General features: G+C 54.2%; 22 protein-coding genes. 11 read left to right on the forward strand and 11 right to left on the reverse strand.

Annotation, left to right across the window (positions count from 1 at the left end):
* Positions 1 to 31: 31 nt before the first annotated feature.
* The 4 genes from R3C20_01160 (at position 32) to R3C20_01175 (ending at position 3777) form a co-directional block, all read left to right on the forward strand.
* Positions 32 to 1039, forward strand: coding sequence for a DUF1573 domain-containing protein (locus tag R3C20_01160; protein ID MEZ6039083.1), 1008 nt, complete (start codon positions 32 to 34; stop codon positions 1037 to 1039).
* A gap of 220 nt (positions 1040 to 1259) precedes the next feature.
* Positions 1260 to 2579, forward strand: coding sequence for a replication-associated recombination protein A (locus tag R3C20_01165; GenBank protein MEZ6039084.1), 1320 nt, complete (start codon positions 1260 to 1262; stop codon positions 2577 to 2579).
* Positions 2576 to 3331 carry a phosphatase PAP2 family protein gene (locus tag R3C20_01170; GenBank protein ID MEZ6039085.1) on the forward strand — a complete coding sequence of 252 codons (756 nt, stop codon included), beginning with the start codon at positions 2576 to 2578 and terminating at the stop codon, positions 3329 to 3331. Before R3C20_01165 ends, R3C20_01170 begins: the two co-directional genes overlap by 4 nt.
* A 215-nt stretch (positions 3332 to 3546) precedes the next feature.
* Entirely contained in the window at positions 3547 to 3777 is a 231-nt protein-coding gene (locus R3C20_01175) for a BON domain-containing protein (protein MEZ6039086.1), read from the forward strand.
* Positions 3778 to 3780: 3 nt separating this feature from the next.
* Here the strand turns inward: R3C20_01175 and R3C20_01180 are convergent, their stop codons facing one another.
* Together R3C20_01180 and R3C20_01185 are read right to left on the reverse strand one after the other, a co-directional pair.
* Positions 3781 to 4491 carry a lysophospholipid acyltransferase family protein gene (locus tag R3C20_01180; protein MEZ6039087.1) on the reverse strand — a complete coding sequence of 237 codons (711 nt, stop codon included), beginning with the start codon at positions 4489 to 4491 and terminating at the stop codon, positions 3781 to 3783.
* Between the two features lie 50 nt (positions 4492 to 4541).
* Positions 4542 to 5231 carry a haloacid dehalogenase-like hydrolase gene (locus R3C20_01185; protein MEZ6039088.1) on the reverse strand — a complete coding sequence of 230 codons (690 nt, stop codon included), beginning with the start codon at positions 5229 to 5231 and terminating at the stop codon, positions 4542 to 4544.
* Between the two features lie 286 nt (positions 5232 to 5517).
* Between R3C20_01185 and R3C20_01190 the strand changes: the two genes are divergently transcribed.
* Positions 5518 to 6495, forward strand: coding sequence for an NAD-dependent epimerase/dehydratase family protein (locus R3C20_01190; protein ID MEZ6039089.1), 978 nt, complete (start codon positions 5518 to 5520; stop codon positions 6493 to 6495).
* 146 nt (positions 6496 to 6641) lie between these two features.
* Here the strand turns inward: R3C20_01190 and R3C20_01195 are convergent, their stop codons facing one another.
* The 3 genes from R3C20_01195 to R3C20_01205 all read right to left on the reverse strand — a co-directional run bounded on the left by R3C20_01195 (position 6642) and on the right by R3C20_01205 (position 9700).
* Positions 6642 to 8027, reverse strand: coding sequence for an L-serine ammonia-lyase (locus tag R3C20_01195; protein ID MEZ6039090.1), 1386 nt, complete (start codon positions 8025 to 8027; stop codon positions 6642 to 6644).
* Positions 8028 to 8185: 158 nt separating this feature from the next.
* The gene (locus R3C20_01200) at positions 8186 to 8872 is read right to left on the reverse strand and encodes a DUF533 domain-containing protein (protein ID MEZ6039091.1); all 687 of its coding nucleotides are present in this window, start codon (positions 8870 to 8872) and stop codon (positions 8186 to 8188) included.
* 72 nt (positions 8873 to 8944) lie between these two features.
* Positions 8945 to 9700 (reverse strand): aldolase/citrate lyase family protein, encoded by a 756-nt coding sequence (locus R3C20_01205; protein ID MEZ6039092.1) that lies wholly within the window; start codon positions 9698 to 9700, stop codon positions 8945 to 8947.
* Between the two features lie 124 nt (positions 9701 to 9824).
* Between R3C20_01205 and R3C20_01210 the strand changes: the two genes are divergently transcribed.
* Entirely contained in the window at positions 9825 to 10091 is a 267-nt protein-coding gene (locus tag R3C20_01210; protein ID MEZ6039093.1) for a DUF4404 family protein, read from the forward strand.
* Here the strand turns inward: R3C20_01210 and R3C20_01215 are convergent.
* Positions 10088 to 10873 carry an exodeoxyribonuclease III gene (locus R3C20_01215; GenBank protein MEZ6039094.1) on the reverse strand — a complete coding sequence of 262 codons (786 nt, stop codon included), beginning with the start codon at positions 10871 to 10873 and terminating at the stop codon, positions 10088 to 10090. The genes R3C20_01210 and R3C20_01215 overlap by 4 nt on opposite strands.
* A gap of 282 nt (positions 10874 to 11155) precedes the next feature.
* Between R3C20_01215 and R3C20_01220 the strand changes: the two genes are divergently transcribed.
* Complete coding sequence (locus tag R3C20_01220) at positions 11156 to 12379, forward strand: hypothetical protein (protein ID MEZ6039095.1); 1224 nt, start codon at positions 11156 to 11158, stop codon at positions 12377 to 12379.
* Positions 12380 to 12575: 196 nt separating this feature from the next.
* Here R3C20_01220 and R3C20_01225 read toward each other — a convergent pair whose 3' ends face one another.
* Complete coding sequence (locus tag R3C20_01225; GenBank protein MEZ6039096.1) at positions 12576 to 13415, reverse strand: purine-nucleoside phosphorylase; 840 nt, start codon at positions 13413 to 13415, stop codon at positions 12576 to 12578.
* Between the two features lie 222 nt (positions 13416 to 13637).
* Entirely contained in the window at positions 13638 to 13946 is a 309-nt protein-coding gene (locus tag R3C20_01230; protein ID MEZ6039097.1) for a hypothetical protein, read from the reverse strand.
* 261 nt (positions 13947 to 14207) lie between these two features.
* On the opposite strand from R3C20_01230, the gene R3C20_01235 reads away from it, so the two are divergent.
* A complete protein-coding gene (locus tag R3C20_01235; protein ID MEZ6039098.1) occupies positions 14208 to 14555 on the forward strand; it encodes a hypothetical protein in 348 nt (115 codons plus the stop codon).
* A 3-nt stretch (positions 14556 to 14558) separates the two neighbouring features.
* Here the strand turns inward: R3C20_01235 and R3C20_01240 are convergent, their stop codons facing one another.
* The 3 genes from R3C20_01240 to R3C20_01250 are packed head-to-tail and all read right to left on the reverse strand — an operon-like array spanning position 14559 to position 18553.
* Positions 14559 to 15428 carry a prephenate dehydrogenase/arogenate dehydrogenase family protein gene (locus tag R3C20_01240; protein ID MEZ6039099.1) on the reverse strand — a complete coding sequence of 290 codons (870 nt, stop codon included), beginning with the start codon at positions 15426 to 15428 and terminating at the stop codon, positions 14559 to 14561.
* A 54-nt stretch (positions 15429 to 15482) separates the two neighbouring features.
* A complete protein-coding gene (locus tag R3C20_01245) occupies positions 15483 to 16799 on the reverse strand; it encodes a DUF1501 domain-containing protein (GenBank protein MEZ6039100.1) in 1317 nt (438 codons plus the stop codon).
* Positions 16787 to 18553: a DUF1549 domain-containing protein gene (locus R3C20_01250; GenBank protein ID MEZ6039101.1), complete on the reverse strand. Its 1767-nt coding sequence runs from the start codon at positions 18551 to 18553 to the stop codon at positions 16787 to 16789. Before R3C20_01250 ends, R3C20_01245 begins: the two co-directional genes overlap by 13 nt.
* A gap of 526 nt (positions 18554 to 19079) precedes the next feature.
* Between R3C20_01250 and R3C20_01255 the strand changes: the two genes are divergently transcribed.
* From R3C20_01255 to R3C20_01265, 3 genes are all read left to right on the forward strand, one after another.
* The gene (locus R3C20_01255; GenBank protein MEZ6039102.1) at positions 19080 to 20438 is read left to right on the forward strand and encodes a hypothetical protein; all 1359 of its coding nucleotides are present in this window, start codon (positions 19080 to 19082) and stop codon (positions 20436 to 20438) included.
* Positions 20439 to 20506: 68 nt separating this feature from the next.
* Positions 20507 to 22666, forward strand: a complete 2160-nt coding sequence (locus R3C20_01260; protein ID MEZ6039103.1) for a VWA domain-containing protein — start codon at positions 20507 to 20509, stop codon at positions 22664 to 22666.
* A gap of 68 nt (positions 22667 to 22734) precedes the next feature.
* A complete protein-coding gene (locus R3C20_01265; GenBank protein MEZ6039104.1) occupies positions 22735 to 25395 on the forward strand; it encodes a VWA domain-containing protein in 2661 nt (886 codons plus the stop codon).
* Positions 25396 to 25401: the final 6 nt, after the last annotated feature.

Genomic DNA, 25401 nt, shown 5'->3' on the forward strand with positions numbered 1-25401 from the left:
AACTCCGCAGGATTAGGACAAGGTGTTTGCCATGTTGAGGACGATGGGACGATTTGGGCTGGGGCTGGTCGTGATCTGTTGCGCGCTCGAGAGTGCTGCAGCACAGAGCGACTGGGCATCACAATTGGTGGATACCCAGCGTATCGACTATGGTGTTGTCGCAACGGGATCAGAAGCGGTCAGACAGATTACCGTCAACAACACGACCGGTACCGCGGTGCACATCAGCGCCGTTACAACGGCCTGTACCTGCATTCAGGCTGGTAAACTCTCAACGAATCTTCTTCAGCCCGGCGAGGCTGTTACATTCGATTTGAAACTGAACACTGTTCAATTCAGCAAGAAACGTGACACGTCGCTGACGATCCATTTTGACAGTCCGCAGTATTCTTCAGTGACAATACCAGTCTCCGGTTACATCCGAACGGATGTTGTTTTCGATCCGGGCATGGTTCGTTTTGGCTCTGTGGATTTTGGTGCGGGTTCTGAGGTCACTGTGAAGGTGGCTTACGCGGGCCGTTCCGACTGGAAAATCAATGATGTCAAAATCGGACACAGTGATGTCACTGCATCTCTGAAAGAAATCCAGCGATCCGGTGGAAGAGTCGATTATGCATTGACGGTGAAGCTCAGCCCGAATGCCGCTCCACAGCGTATTCGGGACCTGATCACGCTGGTGACCGACGATGCGGCCAATCCTTACGTTCCGCTCATGCTGGAAGGTACCGTGATTGCAGATATCACTGTGGCCCCTGAAACAGTCAATATCCGTCCCCTTTCACCCGGCCAGGAAACAACAGTCCAGCTCGTAATTAAGGGGAAAGAGGCCTTTGTGATTCAGGAAATAGACTGTGCTGCGATGGATGGCTGTTTCAGCGCAGACGTTCCTGCAGGGGCTGAACGACTTCACATCCTGAAGGTCAGATTTGTTGCACCGGAACGCACAGGCAAGTTTACAGAGAACCTGCTTGTGAAGATCGCGAATCGGGAACAACCCCTGACCGTTCCAGTCCGAGGCCAGGTTAACTCTGTGAACTAGCGAAGTCCGCAGGTTGCAGCAAAACGGTATTTGCCGCCTGCCGGTCACCGTTCCTGATACCTGGCGTGACGCCGCTTTGGTCCGGGCCGGGCCCATGTGAGCGTTGTCTGAATGAGCCCCATGTGACGCAACATCTTCGAAAAGACGGTACCCCCAGGTACTGAGTTGCTGGAATCTGGCTGGAGGAACCTCGAGCTTTCACACTTCGGCAGCGATTTCGATGAGTCTTTTTGACGGCGAAGAAAAGAAAAACCGAGAGCGAGCGAGGCCGCTTGCCGCCCGCATGCGCCCGAAGCAGCTTTCCGAATTTGTCGGACAGCAACATATTCTTGGCGAAGGCAAATTACTTCGTCGTATGCTCGATGCTGACAGGATCGGCTCCGTCATTTTTTACGGTCCCCCTGGGGCGGGCAAGACGTCGCTGGCCGAATTGATTGCAAAGCACACTCAGCGCCGATTCGAACGCCTGAATGCCACGACTGCCGGGGTGAAAGAAGTTCGGGAACTGCTGAGTGCTGCAGAACAGCGATTGTCGGTTCGAGGACAGCAGACCGTTGTGTTTATCGACGAGTTGCACCGATTCAGCCGAAGCCAGCAGGATATCCTGTTGCCCGATGTCGAAAGTGGAACGATCTCGCTGATTGGGGCGACAACAGCAAATCCCTTCTTCTCGCTTGTCCCTCCACTGATCAGTCGCAGCCAGGTGTTCGAGTTTCGTGAGCTTCAGGCCGAAGACCTCATCGCAGTGATGAAGCGTGCCATGTCCGACTATCACTTTGGACTGGCGGGGCACAAAACCGTCGTGACACCGGACGCCTTACAACTCATTGCGCAATTATCCGACGGAGACGCGCGTCGTGCCCTGACGGCCCTGGAAATTGCCGTCCTGAGTGTCTCTGCGTCGACACAACATGTTGATGTCGAGGTCGCTCAGGAGTCTATGCAGAAACGTGTCGTCCGATACGACTCGTCCGGGGATGATCACTACGACGTCGCCAGCGCGTTTATCAAAAGTATCCGGGGCAGTGACCCCGATGCTGCCTTGTATTGGCTGGCCAGGATGCTCGAATCGGGCGAGGATCCACGATTCATTGCCAGGCGGCTGGTCATTGCTGCTTCGGAGGACATCGGAAATGCCGACCCCGTCGCCATCATGGTCGCGACAGCCGCATTTCAGGCGACCGAAACGATCGGAATGCCCGAATGTCGAATCAATCTTGCACAGGCTGCGACCTATCTGGCATGCGCTGAAAAGTCGAATGCCGCCTACGCCGGAATCGATGCGGCCCTGCACGATGTACGAACTCAATCGATACTTCCCGTTCCGATGCATCTGCGAGATGGCCACTACAAAGGGGCCGAGAAGCTTGGACATGGTCAGGGGTATCAGTATCCGCATGATTCAACCGAGGGCTGGCTTCCCCAGGATTATCTGGGCGTCACCAAATCGTATTACAAACCTGTGCCACGGGGCCGCGAAGCTGTCTTTCGTCAAAGACTGGATGAGTTCCGGAAGCGTCGAACCACAGACTCTGAATGAAACCCCGATCCGGGAATTGCCTTTTCAATGTCCAGATTGACGAACCGATGCAGGACGCCACTACACAAAATCAACTCTTGATACGGTGGCTGTTTGTCATCTCTGTCACCTGGGGAGCATTTGAGCTGACTTCGCTGGCTGGCGGCAATAACCAACACAGCCTTGATGTCCGAGTCCTTCAGTTTCTGCGCAGCAATGATGATCTTTCACGCGTAGCCGGTCCGCGATTTTTGGGTGAAGCGATGCGCGACATGACCGGGCTTGGAGGATACGCAGTGTTGATTGGCGTGACGGCAGCTGTTTCATTCGTTCTCCGTCGTGTCGCACCTTCACATCAGCGATTCTACCTGCTGACGGTGCTTGGCGGGTACGGCTGTTCGATGTTGATGAAATTCGTTGTTGGTCGAACACGACCGGATGTCGTCCCGCACCTGGCCCACGTATCATCAAGCAGCTTCCCCAGCTCACATGCTATGATGTCCATCATCGTGTATCCGGCAGCCGGACTGCTGATGTCACGGCTAAGTGTACTTCGTCCTGTTCAGACGTTTGTCCGGGTTGGACCTCTCGCGCTTGCGATTCTGATTGGAGTCACCCGTGTGTTTCTGGGCGTGCATTATCCAACTGACGTTTTTGCCGGGTGGGTAGCAGGACTGTTATGGCTGTGGGCGGCCTTCGCATTTCGGGAACGCCTGAAACTCCACAAGGTCGATGCCGTTGGAGAAATTGGGAGTTCCTCCACGAATGGATGAACATCCAGACATGCTACCTGATTCTTCACTTAGCCCATCCTCTCCAACGTGATTCGGGAAGTGTCGTTTCCTGTCAGGTGAATCGACATTTCATGATTTCTGGTCTGCACAATTGGTGAAACGAAGGGTAACCTGTTCCCTGTTCCTGTTGCGAGGATACGTTGCGAAGGAATGTATCTTTGGTCCCTTGAGTTCAGGCATCACGGAGGATTTCGATGCAAATTCAACCCCGAACCAGCCCTGAAACAGACCGGTGTATGGACTTGATCCGCCAACTCGGCAATGCGGTCATCCATGATTTTCATCTGACGGCCGAACTGGAATGTGTTGTATTGACCGGCCGGGCTATGTCCTGGTACGCAAAACAGGTTGCAACGTCGGCAGCGCGAAGAATGTATCCTGGGCAGAAAATCGAGAACCGCATCAAGGTTGTTACGGTTCGCTGATCATTATTTCGCGGCGACAAGTGGCTGTTTGCCTGTACGCAGCCAGTCTAATGCTTCCGAATGGCATTCTGCGACGCGTTCTCTGGCAAGTTCTGCCAGGGCGTGGTCATCAGAACCATTCTGCAGGAGCTGGCGATCCTGCTCGGACAGTGGTTTGCCGTAGATCAGTCGGATGCGGCGAGGTCGAATGAACCAGGCGCCTTTGGGAAACACTTTGTCTGCGCCGGCGATAGCGACAGGATAGACCGGCTGGCTTGTTCGCCGCACCAGGGCCAGAAAGCCAGGCCGAAACCGTTTCACATCGTCCCCTGATGATCGTGTACCTTCCGGGTAGATCCCAACCAGAAAGCCTTCTTCAACGCGTTCCATTGCCGTTCGAATACTGCCGCCGCGAACAGATTCACGACTTATGGGAATGACGTATGTGTTTCGCAGGAGCCAGCCAAGCAGGGGCACTCGAAACAAGCTGTCCCGCGCCAGATAAGCCACGGGTCGCGATAGAAAAACGCCAACCAATAGTGGGTCAAGGTAGCTTTGGTGATTGATCAGCAACAGGCCGCCACGCGTCGGGTCGAGATTCTGCTGGCCAGTGACTTCAAGTCGGATCCAGCATCGACACAACAGCCACACGGGAATTCGAACGAGACTCCAAAGCCAATTGCAATTCAGCACGGCCTGTGGATCGGAGGTCTGTTCTGAGTTCTCTTCATTCATACGATCGTCCGATCCTGATCTTGTTGAGCTTCCCGTGGGACGAGATACGTTCAAAAATTCCGAAGTGCATCTAACACGGTTTCCGTGGAATGCAAGTCCGGGAACAGATGGTCTGGACTGTGAGGTTGCAATTGTTCAGCACTGTAGACTCCAGTAGCGACCGCGATAACACTTGCATTGATGGCCCGAGCACATTTGATATCGGCTGGAGTATCTCCAATGACACAGGTGTGTTCGCCGGGCACGTTGTGGCTCAGATGCATTCGGACGCTGTCGAGGGCAACTCGGGCGACGTCATTTCTCTGCGGATGGTAGTCTCCGAATCCACCACATCCCCGGAAGAATTCATGCAGTTGAAAATGGCGAAGTTTGACTTGCGCACCCTCGACATAGTTGCCCGTCAGGAGGCTTAAATGAAACTGGTTGTCTGCCACCAGTTGTTCCAGCAGCTCTCGGACTCCGGGCAGAAGGGCTCCCTGCAATTCGCGAAGGCAATCCGGGAGGCGATCGAGGTAACTGCGACGAAAACGGTCCCGCTCTGATCGCGTGTCGTTTAGCCCATAGCGTGCGAAGATCTCATCTTCGATTCCCGCATCTGTCCTGCCAGCGGTTAAGACTCCTTCGAACGGGAAGTCAATTGCGAAGTCTTCGATCAACGCAAGCTCCATCGCCTTCTGCCCTGCCCCTCCCGTGCTGAGCATTGTGCCATCGATGTCGAAGAATATGACTTTTTTTGACATTTCATGAATCCGTAATTTCAGGCTGCTTCGACGCACGGGTTAATCGCACGAGGATGGATTGTGACCGTGGTTGCAGATCGCTGCTCACAGCCCACAGGTCGTTTCAGGAGCATTGTGTCGGCAGCAGCCGCATTGAACACGTTGGCCTTGGGGCAATTCGCACTTGTTCCCAATCCCGGAATCCGGATAGATTCTGATTGCGTCTACTCTGAGCAGACCAGCACAATTCACGGTGGCCTGACCGGGCGCTGATCGCAAATATAGCCGAAAGGGAGCGCACGTCTCCATGACCCTGAAGCGCATCGCTATCACTGGAAGTTCAGGATTCTACGGGCGCGGTGTGGTTCAGGCGATCCGAAGGCGATTTCCGGAGGCGACCATTCTGGGACTCGACATTACGCCGCCGCTTACGGATGAACCAGATGAGTTCGTCCAGTGCGACGTATTGAGCGAACAGCTTCGTCAGCACCTGACGGCGTTTGGTCCCGACACGGTGATCCACCTGGCCTTTGTCGTCAATCCCATGCGCGACGAGTGCCGAATGCATCGAATCAACGTAGAAGGTACGCGAAATCTGCTTCAGGCCGTTTCTGAAATCGCACCCGCGAGGCTGTTGGTTTCTTCCAGTGCAACTGCGTATGGAGGTTGGCCGGATAATCCCCTGCCAATGGCCGAGAGTTGGCAGTTGAGGGCTCGAACTGAATACCGTTATGCCGAAGACAAAGTCCTGGTGGAAGCGCTGCTGGAGGATTTTGCCGAATCTCACCAGGAAATTGCAGTCAGCTGGACACGCCCCTGCATCATTTACGGTCCTGAGATTTCCAACTATCTGACGGACTTCATCAAACATGGCCCGATTATTGTTCTGCCGGGCGGCAATAACACAGAAATGCAGTTCGTCCATCTCGAAGATGTTTCAGAAGCGACTGTCACGATTCTGGAACAGAATGGTCAGGGGCCGTTTAATGTCGCGCCAGGCGATTGGCTGACCCTGAGAGATCTGGCTCGCCTGAGCAATCGGGTTTGTGTTTCTGTCCCGTTGGTTGTTTGTCGTGCTTTTACGAATTGCTGGTGGGCTCTGCGACTGCCCCTGTATCGATTTCCCTCCGGCCTGTGGTATTTCATCAGGTATCGGTGGGTCATCTCACCTTCCAGGCTCGAATCAGAGCTGAAATTTGAATTCCGCAGGAGCAGTCTTGAAACAGCCCGGCTGCTGCTGGCCGATGCTGGCAAACTCTCTTCCGCATCGCAACCCACCCATTGATCGCATGCTCCCGTTCCGGGAATATCGTATGCAACTCGAAGAGTAGCGGGACTGGTGTTGGTCTGAATGTCGTGTGGCGGCTATGATCCGATGCAGAGATATGTTAGTTGGATTTCGGTCTGTTTCATTATTCGGCCGATGAATGTTCAGCATTCCGTGACATTGACCGCCAGTCCACCGCGAGACGTTTCCTGGTAGTTTGAGCTCATGTCCGCCCCCGTTCGGCGCATGGTGCAGATGACTCGGTCAAGTGATACATAATGCTTGCCGTTTCCACCCAGTGCGAGGCGAGCGGCATTGATTGCCTTCACCGCCCCCATGGCGTTGCGTTCGATACAAGGTACCTGAACGAGACCGCCGATGGGATCGCAGGTCAGGCCAAGATTATGTTCCATCCCGATTTCAGCGGCGTTCTCAACTTGGGCCGCGGTGCCACCAAGTCCTTCGCAAAGTGCAGCAGCGGCCATTGAGCAGGCGACGCCCACTTCACCCTGGCAACCGACTTCTGCACCGGAGATTGATGCGTTCAATTTGTAGAGTGTGCCAATCGCTCCTGCCGTCAGAAGGAAGCGAACGATACGATCTTCGTGGCTGGCATTGTGGAACTGAACGTAATAGTGAAGGACTGCTGGAATGATGCCTGCAGCGCCGTTGGTTGGTGCGGTGACAACTCGGCCGCCCGCTGCGTTCTCCTCATTGACCGCCAGTGCCCAAAGGCTGACCCAATCGAGTGGAATCAGCGGATCTGTAATCGCAGCCGGACTACCCGCGCTCAACTTTCGAAACAGCGTTGCGGCTCGTCGTTCGATCTTAAGCCCACCGGGCAGAATGCCTTCTTCGCGACAACCACGCTCAACACAACTTTGCATGGCCTTCCAGACCTTTATCAGCCCTTCCCGAGTCTGTTCCTCCGGACGCCAGCAAGCTTCGTTTCGGAGCGTCATTTCGCTGATACTCAGGTCGTTGTCTGCCGCAAGTCTCAGGAGATCAGCACCGGATCGGTAGGGGAATGGTCGATCTACCTGAGATCTTGTGAGTTGGTCTGATTCGGCCGATTTCTCTCCAACAACGAAGCCACCACCGATGCTGTAGTATGTCTTTGTCAGGAGTATCGTGTTGTCAGGATTGAATGCGGTAAATCGTAATCCATTCGGATGGGCAGGAAGCGATTCTTTGCGACGGAAGATCAGGTCACGATCTTCGATAAAAGTGATACTTCGCTCCGGAGTCAGCTGCAACTTGTGGGTTGTACGGATTCGATCGAGTTGACTTTGAATGCTGTCGACGTCGATTTCTTCCGGACTTTCGCCTTCGAGTCCCAGTAGCACTGCTTTGTCCGTGCCGTGTCCTTTGCCGGTAAACGCCAGGGACGCGTACAGACAAACTTCGATGCGATCTGTGCTCCCGATTTCGCCCGCTTCTATGAGTCGCTGAACGAAAAGTCTGGCAGCACGCATCGGCCCGACAGTATGCGAGGAGCTCGGCCCGATACCGATCGTGAAGAGCTCGAGTACGCTGATATCCGGCGACATGGCAACTCCCCGAAAGAAACAGATTTCAACGCATGGTCACAAAGGAATCGTCACGATGGCAACAGTGAGCGGAAACAGCGGCTCAGCACATCATCTGACGGCAGTGGGGCGGAAAAACTGGAACAGAAATACGATTCGAGTCCCCAAAAACCTTTGTTTCAGGGCAGAGATGTCACGCCAAATCGTTGGTGAATCTGATCTCGAACAGCTGGCAGAATTCTCAGCCCGTGGGCCAGGTCAATGAGGTATCTTTCTTCTGCACTGGAATCGAGGTTGACTGCCATCAGAGAGATGGCGTAGATCTCGTTCTCCATTCCCAGAGGAATTGACCAGACGAATTCCCTGATATCCAGAGGTGCAGCAAACTCTCTGCGAAGGAACTCGATATCGGCCTGAGTTGGATTGCCCAGTTGTCTCACAATTGCGTCCTGCTCTGCCTGATCAATTCTGCCATCTGCTTTTGCTGCGTTGATCATTGCACGCACGATCAATTCGGACTTGTCACTCAATCGACTCGACTGTTCTGCTTCGCCATAGCGAGAAGTGCCGGGGGCCGGGTCTCGCTGTCCCGAGCGATTCTGCTGTTCACCGCGACCGTGTGCCTGTCGCAGCATATCTTCGAAGTGATCCAGCTGTTCATCCCGGGGTGTTCGGTGTGTGGAAGTCGGCGTTGGGGCATCGCGTATCACAGGCGCGCCTGCGGGACGCTGGGGAATCGTTTGACTTCCGGGTGCTGGCGCTGAAGACCGGCTGCCCGTGAGAATGTTCTTCAGAATCTGACCTCCGAGGCCAGAAGAACCAGACCGTTTTCTGAGTAGTCCCCCGAAAATATCAATGGCATCCATAGTACACTCGACCTTCTGTGTTATTGATTTCAGTCCACCATTGACTGTTTTTGACGATGCACTGGTTGAGTCTCATTGTTTAAGCTGGGCAGCCATTTTCCGGGCGCTTTGTCCCAGAAAGAGAACATCAACGCCTGCCACGATCAGTGAATAGCCTTTTTCAATGTAGGGAGAAACAGCTTCCGCTGTGACCCCGAAGTAGCCCAACGGAACACCCGACGATCGGCAAGCATCCGTTACACGATCGATCGCCGCCACGACATCGGGGTGGTTGATTTGTCCCATTCTGTCCATGCTGGCGGACAGATCGTATGGTCCCAGCAGAACGCCGTCTATACCAGGGACCCGGACAGTCTCTTCAATACATTCGACGGCACTCTTGTGTTCTGCCTGAACCACGACGACGGTTTCGCGATTTGCTGATTCGATGTATTCGTTGAAACGAAATCCGTATCCATGTGCTCTGGCAAGGCCTACTCCGCGTGAGCCTTCCGGAGGATATTTGGCGAAGCGGACTGAGTCTTTCACCTGTGCCAGTGAATTCGTTTGCGGAACAATAATTCCGGTTGCTCCCAGGTCGAGGACTTTCTTGATGGCGATTTCATCGCATGAAGCAATACGGATGAGACAGGGAATCCGATGACCAACGGACTGAAGAATGCTCAGGATACTGGAAATCTCCAGAGGGCCGTGTTCTGCGTCAATGAACAACCAGTCAAATCCAGCGTCGGCAAGAATCTCGGCAGTGGATGCCGTGGGCAGGGTGACCATCGTCCCGATAAGGCATTCTTTGTTCAACAGCCGACTGCGGAAAGAACTTTGAGTCATTGAAACAATCCGTTTTGATTGTGACTTGGAGAAATACGTGAAGGCAGAAATCGTATCGGCTGGCAATCATGCTCGCTGAGAACGATACTGGCAAGTCTTCAACCAAAGCTCCGGGAGCCTGACTATGAACCATGATGAAATGTTGATCGCACTTTCAAGGATCCGCGAGGAGTTGCAGAATTCTCCGGATCTTACTGACGATACGCGTGTGCAGTTGCAGGCGTTGACCGCCGACATCGAGCTTGCACTCGCGAATGGCAGCGCACCGGAAGATGCCGCCACGATTAAGGACAGGCTTCAGGAGGCGGTCGTTGATTTTGAAGTGCACCATCCCATCATTGGAGGTTTGCTGGAACGCATCACTGATGGACTGGCAAACCTGGGGATTTAGTCTCTTCGGAGCATGGTTTCGTCAATTTCAATTGTCACCGGGGCATGATCGCTTACTTCGAGTCCTCCGTCGCGGTGAATCGACGCCGACCGAAACATCGTGGATGCATTACGATTCGCCAGCAGGTAATCAATTCGCCATCCGCGGTCCAGTTCTCTTGCTTTTCCCCGGTTTGACCACCAGGAATAAGGACCGTTCACATTGCCGAAGTGGCGTCGGACCAAATCATCCCAGCCGCAATCAAGAAAGTCGCTGAACCATTGTCTTTCGTGCGGCAGAAAACCAGATGTTTTCTGGTTCGATTTGGCGTGAAAAATGTCCCGTTCTGTGTGGGCAATATTGAAATCGCCACCAAGAATCAGCGGAGCAGAATCGACCTGAGCTTCACCCCATTCACCAAAAAAGCCCAGCCAGTCCTCCTTGATCTTTTGCCGAGCGTCTCCGGAGGAACCAGACGGAAGATAGATACTGGCAAGTCGGACTCCCTTTACGCTGCCAGCAATCACCCTCCCCTCCTCGTCGGCATTGCCCTCGATGCCACGCACGACGTCGTCCACGGGTGTCCTGGACCAGATCGCGGTTCCGGAGTACCCTGGGCGCTGAGCCGGGTGCCAATGGACGCACCATCCTTCAGGGTCCTGGAATTCTTTCGGTAGTTGCTCCGGATGACATCGGATCTCCTGCAGCAAGAGAATGTCAGGGCAGATCACATCAAGATGTTGCATGAATCCTTTTTTGATGGCGGCTCTGAGGCCGTTAACGTTCCATGTTGTAATTCGCATAATATCTTTTCAGCAATAGTCTTACGCCCGCCGGAGATCGCAGTGGAAACGCTTTGGAGTTCTGGGTGGGACAGGAAGATTCTGGGTTTTCTTCATTTTATGACGTTTCGAGTTGCGTTGCCTTCCTGGAGGGCTGGATAATCCGGGCAGTGGAGGAATCTGCTGCGTCCGTACACGGCGGTACGGAAGTTTGAATCATTTCCAGCCGCGTGGGGCCAGGCTGGCTGATGAAGGATGTTTCCCTCAATATTCTCCAAGATATCGTTTACAGGTAGGGATGTCATGAAATTCGTTCGAGCGGCGAAATCGGCCATCACATTGTCAGTGGCGTCAACACTTACAGCCGGATCCATGTTTGCCACCGTGCAGTCAGCAGCAAGTCAGGATGCGGTCCCTGTGCTGGCGGAAAGTGCATCGCCTGCGCCCCAGGAGGTCCTGCATGATCGATCGCATGATGTTGTCCTGCATTCAGAGGGCCGGGTTGTTGGCAGGCTCAGTCGGTTCTCGCCAGTGGATGGACAGTTGATTGCTGCACAAGGGTGTACCGTTACCCTCGTAAAAGATGGCCGCAGGGTCACCTCTGCACTCAGTGATGATGCAGGCGTATTTTCTGTTCAGGGGCTGGAGCCCGGCGTTTATGGGCTGATTGCCACTGGCACAACTGGTTACGCACTGTACTCTTTCCGAGCGGTTGCAGGTCCGGAACCGGGGGATGCCGTTGCAGATAATGCAGCCTCGCCTGTGTCACTTGACCTTCAAATCAATACGGTTTCGGTTCTCCCGAGGGATTTCCCGACTGTCCGTGATCTCATCGAACGGCGATACGCGAACACCGCCGCCCGAGAATCGGTCATCGCCTCTCGAGTGCCGACAGTTCCCGGGGCAGATCACTCATTCGGCTCCGGCCCGGAATCGACCCCGCTGAATGGGCATCAGGTCCAGCTCCGCAGCAACGGCGATCTGGTGGGCGAAGTTAACCTCCTGGAAACGACAGATGGCTATCTGAGGCCAGTTCGCGATATCACGGTCTACTTCGTGATGGACAACACCATCATTGGCTCGACTGCTGTCAACGCGGACGGCAGCTTTCGGCTGGTCGGCCTCACACCAGGATTCTACTCCGTTGTTGGTGTTGGGGACGATGGCGTGCTGGCCGTTGGTGTAGATGTACTTGGACCAGCTGCGAATGATTCGGAATACAAACCCGCTTTTGTTTCGCAAACGCTCGACCTGGCAGGTGCCGCAGTGGACCCACTGAATTTCATTATTGATGCACCGACCAATCCGGAATCACCAACGGGTGACCCAACGGCTATGACACCAGGAGCTTTTCCGGGTGGAGCAGCGCCGGGGGGCCTGGGTGGGGGCGGACTGGGCGGTGGCGCTGGCGGCGGGCTTGGAGGAGGCGGTGGCCTCGGCACGCTGTTGGGAGCGGCAATTGCTGGCGGTGTTGGTTATGCGATTGCTGACAACAACGGTAACAATGATGCAAGCCCTTCAAACTAAGGGCAATTGACGAATCTGATACCACGCAAAGGGGTGACTGTTCGAGGCGAGCAGTCACCCTTTTTTCGCTTCGCGTTATGGCCCGAGGTTGATCAAATTCAGCTGCTGTGGAGACTTTTCAGAACTTCGGCGATGCTGTGATCTGGTCCATCGCTGGTCAGTCAACTCTGAGCGTCATCTGGCGAAAGTGCCAGTTTTAAGTTGAAGCTTTGAACTCATCTGACCGGAACAGCTGAAGAAGCAGTTTCTCGAGTCGCTCTCCTCCTTCACCTGCAACGGCAATAATCTTGCTGATGTCGGCTGGTTCCAGAGCGTCCGGAAGGCACATATCTGTTACGATCGAAAAAGCGACGGCTCGCATTGAAGCATGGGCTGCAACGATAACTTCGGGCACTGTCGACATACCGACCACATCAGCCCCGATTGCTCTGAGCATGCGGTATTCGGCCCTGGTTTCAAGATTGGGCCCCGGCACGGCGACCAGAACGCCTGAGTGGGCCGGGATTGCGAGTTGAAGGGCGATTCGTTTTGCGGCCTGAACAATTCCTTTGTGATATGGCTGGCTCATGTCCGGAAAGCGACAACCAAGTCGATCATCGTTAATTCCACGCAGTGGATTATCCGGGATCAGATTGATGTGGTCTTCCAGAATTACGATGTCAGCCAGTTCATACTGCGGGTTCATGCCTCCAACAGCATTCGTGACAACGAGCGTATCTGCCCCCATTGCCTTCATGACGCGAACAGGAAATGTCACCTGTTGCAGTGAGTAGCCCTCGTAGTAGTGAATTCTTCCTTCCATGACGACTAAAGGAATTCCTTCCAACCTGCCACAGATAAGCTGTCCGGCGTGAGTTGGAGCGGTTGATTTTGGAAAGTGTGGAATGTCCTCGTAGGGAAGCGTGGCCTCGACCTCGATTTTTCGGGCCAGATCGCCAAGGCCGGTTCCGAGTATTAGTCCGGCCTTTGCACTATGCGGCCAGCGTTCCTGAATCCATTTCCGGGATGATTCAATCTGTTCAAACAGTTCGAGCATTTCATTGTTCCGTAGGCAAGCGTTAGCGATCGAGCATGAAAAAGGCGTGCCCCGCATGGCGAAGCACGCCTTGTCCGTCTGTCATCGATTCTTCAGCAACGGGGCAAACCTGACACCCAACGGCACCTGAAAGCTGTCGCGTGAGCGCTGCAGGACCACTGCGATACCCGGGACACTGCGCGTGGTCACGCCGCAGTACCCCTGAGTCTTCGCGGCGAAGTTTTAGAAATCGTCATCATCATCTTCGAAGCCGTCGATGTCGTCATCGTCGTCGAAATCATCGTCGTCATCGTCGTCGAAATCATCTTCATCATCGTCTTCGAAGTCATCAAAATCGTCGTCGACATCGTCGTCGAAGTCTTCATCTTCCTCCTCGTCATCCACTTCGTCTTCTTCGAAGTCGGCATCGAAGTCATCGTCGTCGTCTTTCATGACGGGACTGATTACTTTTTCCAGAGTCGAAATCATCATGTCGGCCGACGCGAATGCCTCGTCAGACAGCGTTTCGGCAGTTTCAAGTGTCATTACCATGACGTGCAACCTCGCGTAAGTCCTGCATCTTTAATGGTTTGGGTAACCTGGAACGTCTAGCGACGCGTTTGATAATCAGACAATGAATCTCTTGTCAACCCCGCGGTTTAGATCGAGCGGCAGAAAACCTGCCATTGCGACTTCGAGAAATAGTCTGTCCTGTTTTCGGATTTGAAGTCATCCTACTGAAGTGTCCCGATGGCACTTTCAGATTTTTGTGCTGGTGCTTTTCTCTCAATCGTTAACACGAGATGCGTTCTTGTGGCTGTTTCACCTGACAATCAGATTTTGCTGAATGACGATCAGTTCTGGGTCACATTCCGGGGACGCCAGTTCGGACCCTTTGCATATCAGTGGAGTAACGACCTCTATGGGGTGGAATTCCTCTACCGCGGCGATAAATTTGGTGAAGTCTGCAGCGAAGACGAGTTCTTTGCGGATCTGCAGCCCTACGAACTGCCAATGAGTGTTTGTCAAGTCGCGACGTTGACTGCCGGCATTATTGCTGAAGCTGTCCAGAAAGGCCGTTGCGTCGACCAGCGTGTTTCGCGGCTGATTGAGTTGCTTCATTCCTTCGGACTTGATCGATTCGAAATCCGCGAACTCTGATCATTATTTTGTCTCATGCAGCATCTGACGGAGCTTTGCTGCGTCTGACAGCAACGTGCGCAGCGCATCCGAATCGTTCTTTTCGATGGCATTTTCAAATTCAATCAGGATTTTCGATGCTGTTCTGATCGAGTCCAGAACGCTGCCGCGATTTCCGAGAAGTATGGTTGTCCAGAGTTCAGATGATCCTGCAGCAACTCTTGTCGTGTCCCTGAAGCCAGTCCCCGTGTATTTCAGTTCTTCGGCTGTCACCGCCGAAGCGCTGACTGCCGCCAGCAAATGCGGCAGATGACTGGTGTGTGCCAGTATCTGATCGTGTACGGTTGCGGACATTTTCGCCACGTTACAACCGAGCATTCTCCAGAACCGACAGACTCGTTCGACGACCTTATCGGGGCCTGATTCCGGAGTCACAACGCACATGCGATCGTCGAATAAGTTGGGCTGGGCATGCTCAAAACCCGATTGTTCTGCGCCGGCAATTGGATGCGATCCCACGAATCTGTCGAATGCTGCGGGGACTTCATGCAACTGATCATAGATCAGCTGTTTGACACTCCCGGCATCGGTGACCACTGACTGGTCGTCAGCAAGACACAGAATCTCTCGTACCGAAGCAGCGATACGGTCTACCGGTAAACAAACCACTGACAGGCTGCCGGACGGAAATGATTCGGCGGCGATACGGACATCAAAATGATCAATCAGCCCAGCCGCCTGAGCTGCGACTAATCGATCACGACTTCGTCCAATACCCATGATCCTGCAAGTCGGGAATCGCTGCCGAATAGCGGCGGCAATTGAACCGCCAATCAGGCCAACACCTATGACGACGACGCTGGATTCAAATTCGAGTCGCTTTGCTGTAATCATGCGGCGGATCATAGAGGGCTTGTGGCGGCCCGGCAAATCGATTCTGTGAGCAATTCATGACAACAACCAGTCGGCCGGTTCAGCATCTGAGAATCTGATGGGCCGGCCTATGGGAGTCAGAACTTCTTTTGAAAAATCGATGCCCATGACGCGCATGATCGTCGCATAGAGAGTGGGAATCGTGATCGCTTCTGTCGGAGATGCGTCTTTTGAGGTCGGAATCTCTGCCGGGGTTGAACCAACCAGTGTGCCCTGACGAAATCCACCACCGGCGACCAGACACGAAAACCAGTTTGGCCAGTGATCTCGTCCGCCTGCCGGATTGATCGAAGGCGTCCGGCCGAATTCACTGATGCAGAGGACGATTGTTGACTCCAGTAAATCTCGATCCGAGAGTTCTCTTAAAAGAGTGGCTAGTGCCGGGTCGAGTATTTCACATTGCGTGACATGACCTTCGTGATTCGATGCATGAGTATCGAATCCCGAAAGAGTGACTTCGACGGCACGGACCCCTACTTCCACCAGTCTGCGTGCGACAAGGCACCCTCGACCAAATCGTGTGTCGCCGTATGAAGCCTTGACGCTTTCCGATTCTTCATCCAGTCGGAATGCCTTTAATTGTTCCGAAGACATCATGGTCAGGGCCTTTTCCATGGTCTCCTGGTGTAGCGTGCCGGGCAGGCCAAACCGATGTTTGTTTCCGAAGGATTGACTGACGACCTCCAGCCCTTTCATCCTTTTGGCACTCCGTTCGTTCGACACCAGGTTCTCCAGGTTGTTGATCCCCTGCCCCGGATTGAAAACTCGAAAAGCATCCCATTGATTCCCCAGATAGCCCCCGTGAGAAAACGGCTGATCGGCACAAAGGGCGATGTGCTGCGGGATTTCAATGGAGGGGTCCTGCAGTTCGAGGGCAGCGATTGCACCAAGTGAGGGATACTTGAGCGTTGGTTCCGGGCGGTAACCCGTCTTGACGAACTTCGTACCTCGTTCGTGGTCTCCTTCTTTGCTGGTCAGGGATCGAATCAGCGTCGCAAGGTGCATCTGTTCGGCCACCCGGGGAAGGAGGTTGCTAATCAGAATGTCCTTCGCTGTTGTGCTGATTGCAGTTACCTCGCCCCCGCTTTTTGTGCCAGGGTGCGGATCCCATGTTTCCAGCTGGCTCATGCCGCCGCCCATCCAGAGTGTAATGATGGATTTAGGTCGCTCCGTGCGGCGAGCGGCCGCAGCACGCGCGGACATCGCTGGCAGTCTGAGGCTGAGACCCATGCCGGCGAGCATCGAAAGCAGGTTGCGACGGGTAATCATTTTCGGCGCTTTCATCTGGAGATATGTTGCAGTGATCCGCAGGAAGCGGATTAGTGATTCCATGAAAACTCAGGGCTGTTGAACAGTATCCAGAACAGATCACCAATGGTTTCGTGGCGTTGCTGCGTCCGTTGGCTTTCATCCTGCCTGTCGATTGACTCTCGGTCGGCTGGCTCGTCCTGCCGATTATCCTTGTCATTTGAATCCCGGGACCCGGATTCAGGTAACTCCGCAAGATTCAGTCCGGATTTTTCGACGAAGTAGGCTGCTTCCTCTTCCGTGGGACGTCGTGTCAGGCAAGTCAGAAAACAGTTCTCAATGATCGCCTGGTCATCCTTCGAAAATCGAATGACCTGTGCAGCGGAGCTGAATCCGTCAGCCTTTGTAAATTCACGCGTGAATCGCCCATTCATTCTGAGCAGAGACTGCGGAATTGTCCCGACCTGCTGGAGCAGTTCGTCATCTCCCAGGTCGCCATATTCCTTGATAAAGTCGTTCTCATTGGCGAAACGGATCAGTCGAATGAAGACGTGCGAATTCTGGTCCACTGTACTCACGCTATTTGCCTGAAACAGTGAGCCAATGACCTGTTCTGGCCGTAGTCGGATCAGTGGGAAGACGGCCCATTGTTCGACTTCGTGGTCGTAAGCCGCTGGCGAATCTGAATTGCTTGCCGATGAGGCGCGAAATGCATCCGACAACGCGATGATACGGATGAGGTTCCCGATTGTACCTCCATTCTTTCGGAACTCCTGCCCCAGGACATCCAGAAGATCCGCATCAATGGCCGAGCCGTCTGCATGTTCATCTGACGGATGTGGCAAGTCATCTACGGGATCATGCCAGGGCTTTCCAAACATCAATCCCCAGATCCGATTCGCAATGGCACGTTCGAATCGCCGGTTTCCGGGATCTGTAACCCACGCGGCAAGCCGTTCTCTTGGCGATCCTTCATCCGGAAGCCATTCCTCGTGAAACGGCACCACGGGCTCAACAATTCGGCCTTCTTCTTCTGGCTGTCCGGGTTCAGGAATTCGATAGACCAGCGGTTCACTGTCTGCCGGTGGCGAATCCGTCACTCCACCCAGCGTCAATCGCGCGCTGGCGAACCATGCCGCCAACCCTTCAAAGTCACTTTGTGACCAGCGTTCGTCGAATGGATGGTCGTGACACTGGGCGCAGTCGATTCGCTGTCCAAGGAACGTACGTACGGTTCGTCCTGCGAGCTTGTTGACATCCAGGCCTTCGTCTTCAATTCGGGCAACCGTGATAAAGTTTGTCTGCGGGCGATCAGTCCATAGTCCTTCGGCAGCAATCATCTGTCGGGATAAATCGGGCCATGGTGTGTCGGCCTGAAGATGCCTGCCCAGCCAGTCGGTCAGCTGATCGCGGCGAAAGACTATGAATGGCCCACCCTCGACTCCCACCAGACTTCTGGCCAGTCTTTCGCTGAAGTAGTTTGCGTATCGATTGTCTCGCAGCAGTTTGTCGACCCAGCGTTCCATCCGCTGAGGTTGATCGTCGCTTTCGAAAGCGCGGATCTCTTCCAGCGAAGGAATGGTGCCGTGCAGGGCCAGGGACAATCGCCGAAGAATGGTGAGATCACTGGCTGGCTGAGGCAACGCCAGTTGTTCAGCCTGCCAGCGCCGCCTGAGCCATGCATTCACCCGATCTGCGGAGGATGATAATTCCTGCGAATGCTGATTGATCTGCACAGGGATCTGATTCGTGTGCAGTTCAATACGCCCGGCGGAATTCACGAGCCAGATGACGGCCGAGCAGATACCGACAGAAACGACAGCGACAAGACCCCTCATCCGTTTTCTCCAGTTCCCGATCCACAGGCCACACCGGGTGATGCCACTACCAACTTCGAGTCATGAACGTGCGTTTCTCAGAATGACAACAGAGTATAACTTTTGGCGTTATGGCTGTTCGTATTTCGTTCAGAATGATTGGCGTGCGATCCTGAAAAATCTTCCTGCCGAATAATTTTGTGCATTCGACGTATTACACTCTCAGGAAAACGATGGATGCCGACTCATGACCGTCTTTGCATTACGACCACGTGCAGGATGTTCAGAAAGCTTACTGGCCGTTGTGTTGAAAAACGGGACTGGCTCGCGCAGAAGACCTTAAAACACGACGGTTTCCAGTCGTCCTGCGTGCCTTTCCCGGTTTTTCAACGGACAGTTAAGCAGGCTTATTGGCCGTTGAAAACGAAACAAAGTGCAACCCAATGCGTTGACGAGGACGATTTTCACAGGCCTTTCAGGGTCGGCATTCCCTCGCTGACGCGTCGGGTTTCTTTTAAACGGGCTGCTTACGGATGGACCTGATACGATGACAACCAGATTCCATGTGCGGATGACTGGCATAAATGCGGTTCTCCACTCCGTCTTTCAAACATCTGCCGAAATCTTCTCGAATACGCCTGCGAATTCGGGGGGAGAAAATCGGGATCGGATTGCAACAGTGAGCATTCTTGAGCCGCCTGGTCCTGATCTCCTGAAATTGCCGGTAACACGGCCTGTGTCTGATCAGGTGAGAACTTCCGAGCCTGGTCCCGGTCCATTCCCCGGTATTCGAAAGCCTTTCAGAAGTCTGTGGTGGCTTGTCCACATCAGCTTCGGCGCGATATGTCTGATTCTTATTCTTGCCGTGTTCGCCGCCATCCCGGGGCTGAATCTTCTGACGCTTGGTTACATGCTTGATGGGCAGCGACGAGTTGCACTGTCCGGAAGATTACGAGATGGCTTCCCTTTGATGAAGCTGGCACCCCGCCTTGGCGTTGTCGCGATCTTTACACTGTTGTTTCTGATTCCTGTACGGTTACTGTCGACGATGTGCAACGCTGCGTTAATTGTTCGTGGTGGCACGGATGTTTCGAGTGATGGATTGCTTCTGGGTCTGACCATCCTGAAGACGGTGACTGCGATGCATCTGATTCTTGCAATCATGAACGGAGGAACCGTTGGATGCTTTCTTCGCCCGATTCGAAATGTGCGGCGAATTGGAAAGGCACTGGTCGATCGCACATTCGCCAGTGAACGACAGCACTGGATTGTTGAGGTTTGGGGAATTCTGCGTCCGGCGTACCACTTTATGCTGGGACTGAAAGCCGTGTTGGGGGCTTTCCTCTGGCTGGCAATTCCGACATCGCTTTTAGTCGCCTACTCGGCACCAGGGCGAGTTGCTCCCGGGTTCGCCGTGCTTTCATTCCTTGGTGGGTTACTATTGGTCCTGGTTGCCGGGTGGCTGCCGGCCCTGCAGGTACAGCAGGCCGTCAGCGGCCGATTCATGGATATTTTCCGCCTGCGAATTGCACGCAGCATGATCAGGAATTCTCCGGTGGCATGGTTATTTGCGTCGGTTGTGTTATACGCAATGACGTTGCCTTTGTACCTTGCCAAGATTCGACTCTTACCCTCCGATGCCTTCCTTGTGCTGACTCCGGTCTTTATTGTTGCGATTTATCCGTCACGAATTCTCATTGCAAAGGCTTTTCATCGAAGTCAATCACGCGAACAATCTGCCGGGTTTGGTTTTCGATGGATCGCACGACTGTTAGCCTTTCCCCTTCTTGCTCTGTACGTATTATTCTTATTCCTGACTCCAACGATCAGCGAATTGGGTCGGGCCGCACCGCTGGAAAATCACGCATTCATGAGCCCCGTTCCTTACGGACAATGGGGGAAATGATGTCGTAATCAACGCAATGACAGGTCGGCAGTCCGCCGGATGCTGTCGGGCTAGAATGTTTGGCGAAGATGTCATTTGCTGCACCGGCTGCTTTGGCTCTCACTGCTCTTGCCCTTCCCATCATTGCGTTCTACGTGCTGAAGGTTCGTCTGCGAAGAATCCCTGTTTCGACCAATTTGTTCTGGAAACAGGTCTACGAAGACAAGCCCCCCCGATCCTTATGGCAGAACCTTCGCCATCTCCTGTCGCTGTTTTGTCAGTTGTTTCTGCTGGGGCTGTTAGTACTTGCCGTGGCTGATCCGTACTTATCCGGGCAGGCCCTGCATGCGCGTCGCCTTGTGTTTGTGCTGGATGCATCAGCCAGTATGAAAGCGACCGATGTCAGCCCAACGCGATTCGACGCAGCACGATCTGCAGCCATGGATGTGCTGGATGGATTGCGATTTCGTGATGAAGCTGCCGTGGTCGTGGCGGGCAGCCGTCCCGAAGTTATCCTGGGAATGGCGGGGCATGTCCCCACACTTCGCCGCGCGATCGATTCTGTGCAACCGTCTGATTCTGTCGCTGCGCTCGATCAGGCAATTGAACTGGCAAAGCAACTGATCGGAGATCACGCCAATGGGCAGATCCTTGTCTTCACCGATTCCTGCGCACAGCGCCCCGACAACTCTGTACAGTCTTCGGACTTAACAAATCTTCTTGCCAACGATTCTTCGGTGTCATCGACTTCGGTGGATGCCCAAAATCAGGACGTTGGTAGCTCTGAAGAGCCGGAGAAATCATCCGAAACAGAGCCGGGAATGCCCCCCGTCGTCGTCTATCACACGTTTGCGACGCCAGCTGCCAACATTGGAATCACTCAGTTTCAGGCACGGCGCAGTATGGTGGATCCCATTGGATACGAAGTATTGGTGACTGTCACGAATGCCGCGGATGCTCCAGTGGAGGCGCGGGTTGAACTGGAACTGGACGGGATTACGGTCGATGTGATTCCCTTAAATCTGGCGGCGGAGGAGAGCTGGTCGAAATCCATCGAGAAGACCTCTCTGGAAGGTGGAGTACTCAGGGCTGCACTCACCCGAGTTCAGTCAGAGAGTGCCACCGATGCACGGAACTTAACTGCAGTCGGAGACGGGGCCGGATCCGACAACAATGAACGGAAAAAAGTCGAGCGGGTCGCATCAGTCAACTCGCTGTTGACCGATGACGTCGCCTGGGCACTGATTCCGCCGCGCATTGTGCAGGACGTCGTCATTGTCTCTCCGGGAAGTTTTTTTCTGGAACGAGTGTTCCGGGCAAACCCGCTGGTCAATGTTTCCGTGGTTGATGAGCTTCCCGAAAGCTGGCCAAATGATGCGATATTAGTTTTTCACCGACTCTTGCCATCGACATTGCCGAACAGTCCAGTCATGGTGATTGATCCCGATGCCAGTTGCAATTTGTGGGAGTTGGAGGCTGAGATTGAAAACCCGGTCGTCACCGAACAGGACGACGAATCTCCGCTGATGACGCACATTCGAATGGACAATGTGCTGATGCCCAGCGCGAAGAAGCTGAAGTTTAAACTTCCGGTGCAGGCGCTGGCTTCCACCATTTCGGGCGAACCTGTCTATGCAGCACTGAATCGACCCGGCGGCAGGAAAGGGCTTGTTCTGAATGTAAATCTGGAAAGCAGCGACCTGGCATTTCGTACGGCTTTTCCCATTTTGATCACAAATGCATTAAGCTGGTTTGCCGGGCAAACCGGCGAACTACAACCAGCGATCACCGCCGGGCAAAGCGCTCGACTGCGAAGGGACAATCCTGCTGAAGGCCCGGAAACAAATAATGTTGACAGCCTGGTCACAAAGTCAGGGGCATCGTCGGATCTTGTCCTGATCTCTCCGTCCGATCGGAAGTTTCGCGTGGCGAGCCAGCAGGTCGGACCGTTGGACGAGGTGGGTATCTGGTCTGTGTCGATTCCGCCTTCGAGTCCACCATCCGGGACGGATTCTGGCGAAACAGGGATCATTCGCGGAGGTGAAGGAATAATTCCGGTGCAGCAGTTTGCTGTTAATCTGGCCAGCAGTTCTGAATCGGACCTTCGTCCCGTGACAAGCGGAAACGATGGATCTTCGCCTCTCAATTCATCGTGGCTGACACGGCCTGTGTGGTTCTACCTGGCAGTCTGTGCCTGCGTATTCTGTGTGCTCGAATGGTTCCTTTATCAACGCAGGTTCATTACCTGATCCGCTTCCGTTAAGAGATTATGGCCAACATCTGATTCCATCACCCACGGTCGCAGCCGAGCTGTCCAATGATGCCTTTCGAATTCACTCGCCCCTGGCTCCTGCTGTCGACAATACCGTTGTCCGCCGCTGTCATTTGGTTCTTTCGCAGAAGCCTCAGCGATTTCCCGGCAACTCAGCGCGTCGTGTCGATGCTTACGCGACATGGGATTCTGGTGCTGTTGGTACTTTCTCTTTCCGGCCTGACATGGCTGCAGGAAACCGACCAGCAATTTATCGTGTTGCTGAAGGATAACAGTCTGAGCATTGGTAAAGATGCAAATTCACAGGCACAACAATTTCTGAAGGAAGCCGCTGAGGTTCATCGTGACCACCGCTCCGTTGTTCTCCCGTTTGCCTCAAAGCCCGAGAAGGTGCAATCACTGGAAGATTGGGTCGAACATCAGCCGCAGCCTGCAGGCAGTGGATTGCCGGACACGCCGGATTCTGTTCCTGCGGGTACCGTCCCGGTAAAGATTGAACCAGATGCAAGTGAGGCGGCAGCGATCAGCCGTTTTGAGGCTCTGGACAAACAACTCAACGGAACAGATCTGGCAGGAGCCGTTGAAGCTGCTGCCGGATATATGCCTCCGGGTTATGTGCCACAGATTGTCTTATTGAGCGACGGTAATCAGACAGTGAATGATGCCGTAGCTGCCGCCGCGCAGAGCCGGATTCCGGTGAGTGTGGTTCCACTTGTCGGCATGGCTGAGCCTGAGGTCCAGGTGGCCGAAGTTAATGTTCCTGCGGAGGTCCGTGAAGGAGAGCCGTTCTTTGTCGACGTGGTGGTCCAGTCGAATCACGATGATGAATGTCTTGTGGAAGTGTTTCGCGGCGACCACAAAGTGATCAGTGAGAAGAAGCAGCTCAGCAGTGGATCGAACGCATTCCGTTTTCAGCAGTCCATCGAACGAGATCGCCTTGCGGCATTTACCGTTCGAATCTCCGGCGTGAAGAACGATACGCTGCTCGACAACAACAGTGACGCTGGTCTTGTTTATGCCGCCGGGAAACCTCGCGTGCTGATCATCGAGAGCGATCCGAATTTGATTCGCGAGCTCGCTTATGCTTTGGAGGATGAAGGAATTCAGGTGGATGTTCGGCCGCCGCAGGGCATGCCGGATTCACTGGCCGACCTTCAGAATTACGAATGTTTGATGCTTTCCAACGTCCCGGCGACGGACTTGTCGCAGCAACAGATGCAGGTCGCTCGAACCTGGGTTCAGGACCTGGGGGGTGGGTTCATCATGCTGGGCGGAGAGCAGTCGTTCGGGCTGGGGGGCTACTACAAGAGCACGCTGGAAGAGATCCTTCCGGTTCGCAGTGATTTTGAAAAGGAGAAAGAAAAGCCTTCCCTGGCCATGGTGCTTGTCATCGATAAGTCCGGTTCGATGGACGGTGATCCGATAGAAATGGCCAAGTCTGCTGCCAGATCTGCTGTTGAGCTGCTCGGGCGACGTGATCAGGTCGCAGTGCTGGCGTTCGATGGCGACACCTATGTCAGCAGTGAGATGCAGCCAGCCAGCAATGCCGCAAAAATCAGCGACGAAATCGCTCGAATCGAAGCAGGTGGCGGCACAAATATGTATCCAGCCATGGAAATGTCGTTCGAAATGCTGATGACCGCCTCAGCCAAACTGAAGCACGTCATCCTTCTGACAGACGGAGTGTCCACACCGGGCGATTTTCAGGGCATGGCCCAGCAAATGGCCTCAGCCAAAATTACAGTGTCTGCTGTTGCTGCCGGTGGAGGTGCCGATGCGGCACTGCTGGAAGAGATCGCCCGGATTGGCAAAGGGCGATATTACTTTACGGATGACCCGGCTCAGGTGCCGCAAATCTTCGCGAAAGAAACGGTCACCGCGAGCAAATCGGCCATCGACGAACAGCCGTTCATTCCCATCGTTGTTCGAGCGACGCATGCCCTGGCAGACCTCGATATGGAATCGGCACCGTTTCTGCTCGGCTATGTCATGACTCGTCCCAAGCCTACCAGCGAAGTCATTCTTGCGACCGAAAAGGGAGATCCGTTGCTGGCGTGGTGGCGGTATGGACTTGGTATGACGGCAGCATTCACATCCGATGCAAAATCTCGCTGGGCAGCCGAATGGATGACGTGGCCCGGCTATGGCAAATTCTGGACTCAGGTTATTCGCCAGGTTATGCGGAAGAGTGACGCACGGGGCATACAGATCAACACAGAACGAATCGGTGAGCAGGCTGGCATTTCTGTTGATGCGGTCAATGACGTTGGGCAGTTTCTGAACAATGCTGAAGTGGAAATGACGGTGATTGATCCTCGTCTCCAGCGCCACGTTTCGCAACTTCGGCAAACGGCCCCGGGCCGCTATTCCAGCGATATCCCCCTGCCCCGGTCCGGGTCATATCATATGGAGGTTGCCGTGAAGCAAAATGGGCAGGTGGTCTATCGTCAGTCACGGGGCCTGATACGGGGGTACAGCGATGAACTTCGGATTCGACCGCCTGACGAACAGCTTCTTCGTGAAATAGCGGACGTTTCAGGCGGCAGGTTCAATCCCTCTGCCGCCGACATCTATCAGCCCGCAACCACCACAGCGACGCGTCCGACGCCACTCTGGCCCTGGCTTCTGACAGCCGCGGCCTGGCTGCTGCTTGTCGACGTCGCTCTCCGCCGTATCGACTTCTCCGTCTACATGAAGGAACGTTGAACGTTC

This window comes from Planctomycetaceae bacterium (assembly GCA_041398825.1).
GTDB lineage: Bacteria > Planctomycetota > Planctomycetia > Planctomycetales > Planctomycetaceae > F1-80-MAGs062.

What these genes read in the sequence shown, in the direction of transcription:
- R3C20_01160 (MEZ6039083.1), top strand. Translation starts at nt 32, where the DNA reads ATGTTGAGGACGATGGGACGATTTGGGCTGGGGCTGGTCGTGATCTGT.
- R3C20_01165 (MEZ6039084.1), top strand. Translation starts at nt 1,260, where the DNA reads ATGAGTCTTTTTGACGGCGAAGAAAAGAAAAACCGAGAGCGAGCGAGG.
- R3C20_01170 (MEZ6039085.1), top strand. Translation starts at nt 2,576, where the DNA reads ATGAAACCCCGATCCGGGAATTGCCTTTTCAATGTCCAGATTGACGAA.
- R3C20_01175 (MEZ6039086.1), top strand. Translation starts at nt 3,547, where the DNA reads ATGCAAATTCAACCCCGAACCAGCCCTGAAACAGACCGGTGTATGGAC.
- R3C20_01180 (MEZ6039087.1), bottom strand. Translation starts at nt 4,491, where the DNA reads ATGAATGAAGAGAACTCAGAACAGACCTCCGATCCACAGGCCGTGCTG.
- R3C20_01185 (MEZ6039088.1), bottom strand. Translation starts at nt 5,231, where the DNA reads ATGTCAAAAAAAGTCATATTCTTCGACATCGATGGCACAATGCTCAGC.
- R3C20_01190 (MEZ6039089.1), top strand. Translation starts at nt 5,518, where the DNA reads ATGACCCTGAAGCGCATCGCTATCACTGGAAGTTCAGGATTCTACGGG.
- R3C20_01195 (MEZ6039090.1), bottom strand. Translation starts at nt 8,027, where the DNA reads ATGTCGCCGGATATCAGCGTACTCGAGCTCTTCACGATCGGTATCGGG.
- R3C20_01200 (MEZ6039091.1), bottom strand. Translation starts at nt 8,872, where the DNA reads ATGGATGCCATTGATATTTTCGGGGGACTACTCAGAAAACGGTCTGGT.
- R3C20_01205 (MEZ6039092.1), bottom strand. Translation starts at nt 9,700, where the DNA reads ATGACTCAAAGTTCTTTCCGCAGTCGGCTGTTGAACAAAGAATGCCTT.
- R3C20_01210 (MEZ6039093.1), top strand. Translation starts at nt 9,825, where the DNA reads ATGAACCATGATGAAATGTTGATCGCACTTTCAAGGATCCGCGAGGAG.
- R3C20_01215 (MEZ6039094.1), bottom strand. Translation starts at nt 10,873, where the DNA reads ATGCGAATTACAACATGGAACGTTAACGGCCTCAGAGCCGCCATCAAA.
- R3C20_01220 (MEZ6039095.1), top strand. Translation starts at nt 11,156, where the DNA reads ATGAAATTCGTTCGAGCGGCGAAATCGGCCATCACATTGTCAGTGGCG.
- R3C20_01225 (MEZ6039096.1), bottom strand. Translation starts at nt 13,415, where the DNA reads ATGCTCGAACTGTTTGAACAGATTGAATCATCCCGGAAATGGATTCAG.
- R3C20_01230 (MEZ6039097.1), bottom strand. Translation starts at nt 13,946, where the DNA reads ATGGTAATGACACTTGAAACTGCCGAAACGCTGTCTGACGAGGCATTC.
- R3C20_01240 (MEZ6039099.1), bottom strand. Translation starts at nt 15,428, where the DNA reads ATGATTACAGCAAAGCGACTCGAATTTGAATCCAGCGTCGTCGTCATA.
- R3C20_01245 (MEZ6039100.1), bottom strand. Translation starts at nt 16,799, where the DNA reads ATGGAATCACTAATCCGCTTCCTGCGGATCACTGCAACATATCTCCAG.
- R3C20_01250 (MEZ6039101.1), bottom strand. Translation starts at nt 18,553, where the DNA reads ATGAGGGGTCTTGTCGCTGTCGTTTCTGTCGGTATCTGCTCGGCCGTC.
- R3C20_01255 (MEZ6039102.1), top strand. Translation starts at nt 19,080, where the DNA reads ATGACAACCAGATTCCATGTGCGGATGACTGGCATAAATGCGGTTCTC.
- R3C20_01260 (MEZ6039103.1), top strand. Translation starts at nt 20,507, where the DNA reads ATGTCATTTGCTGCACCGGCTGCTTTGGCTCTCACTGCTCTTGCCCTT.
- R3C20_01265 (MEZ6039104.1), top strand. Translation starts at nt 22,735, where the DNA reads ATGATGCCTTTCGAATTCACTCGCCCCTGGCTCCTGCTGTCGACAATA.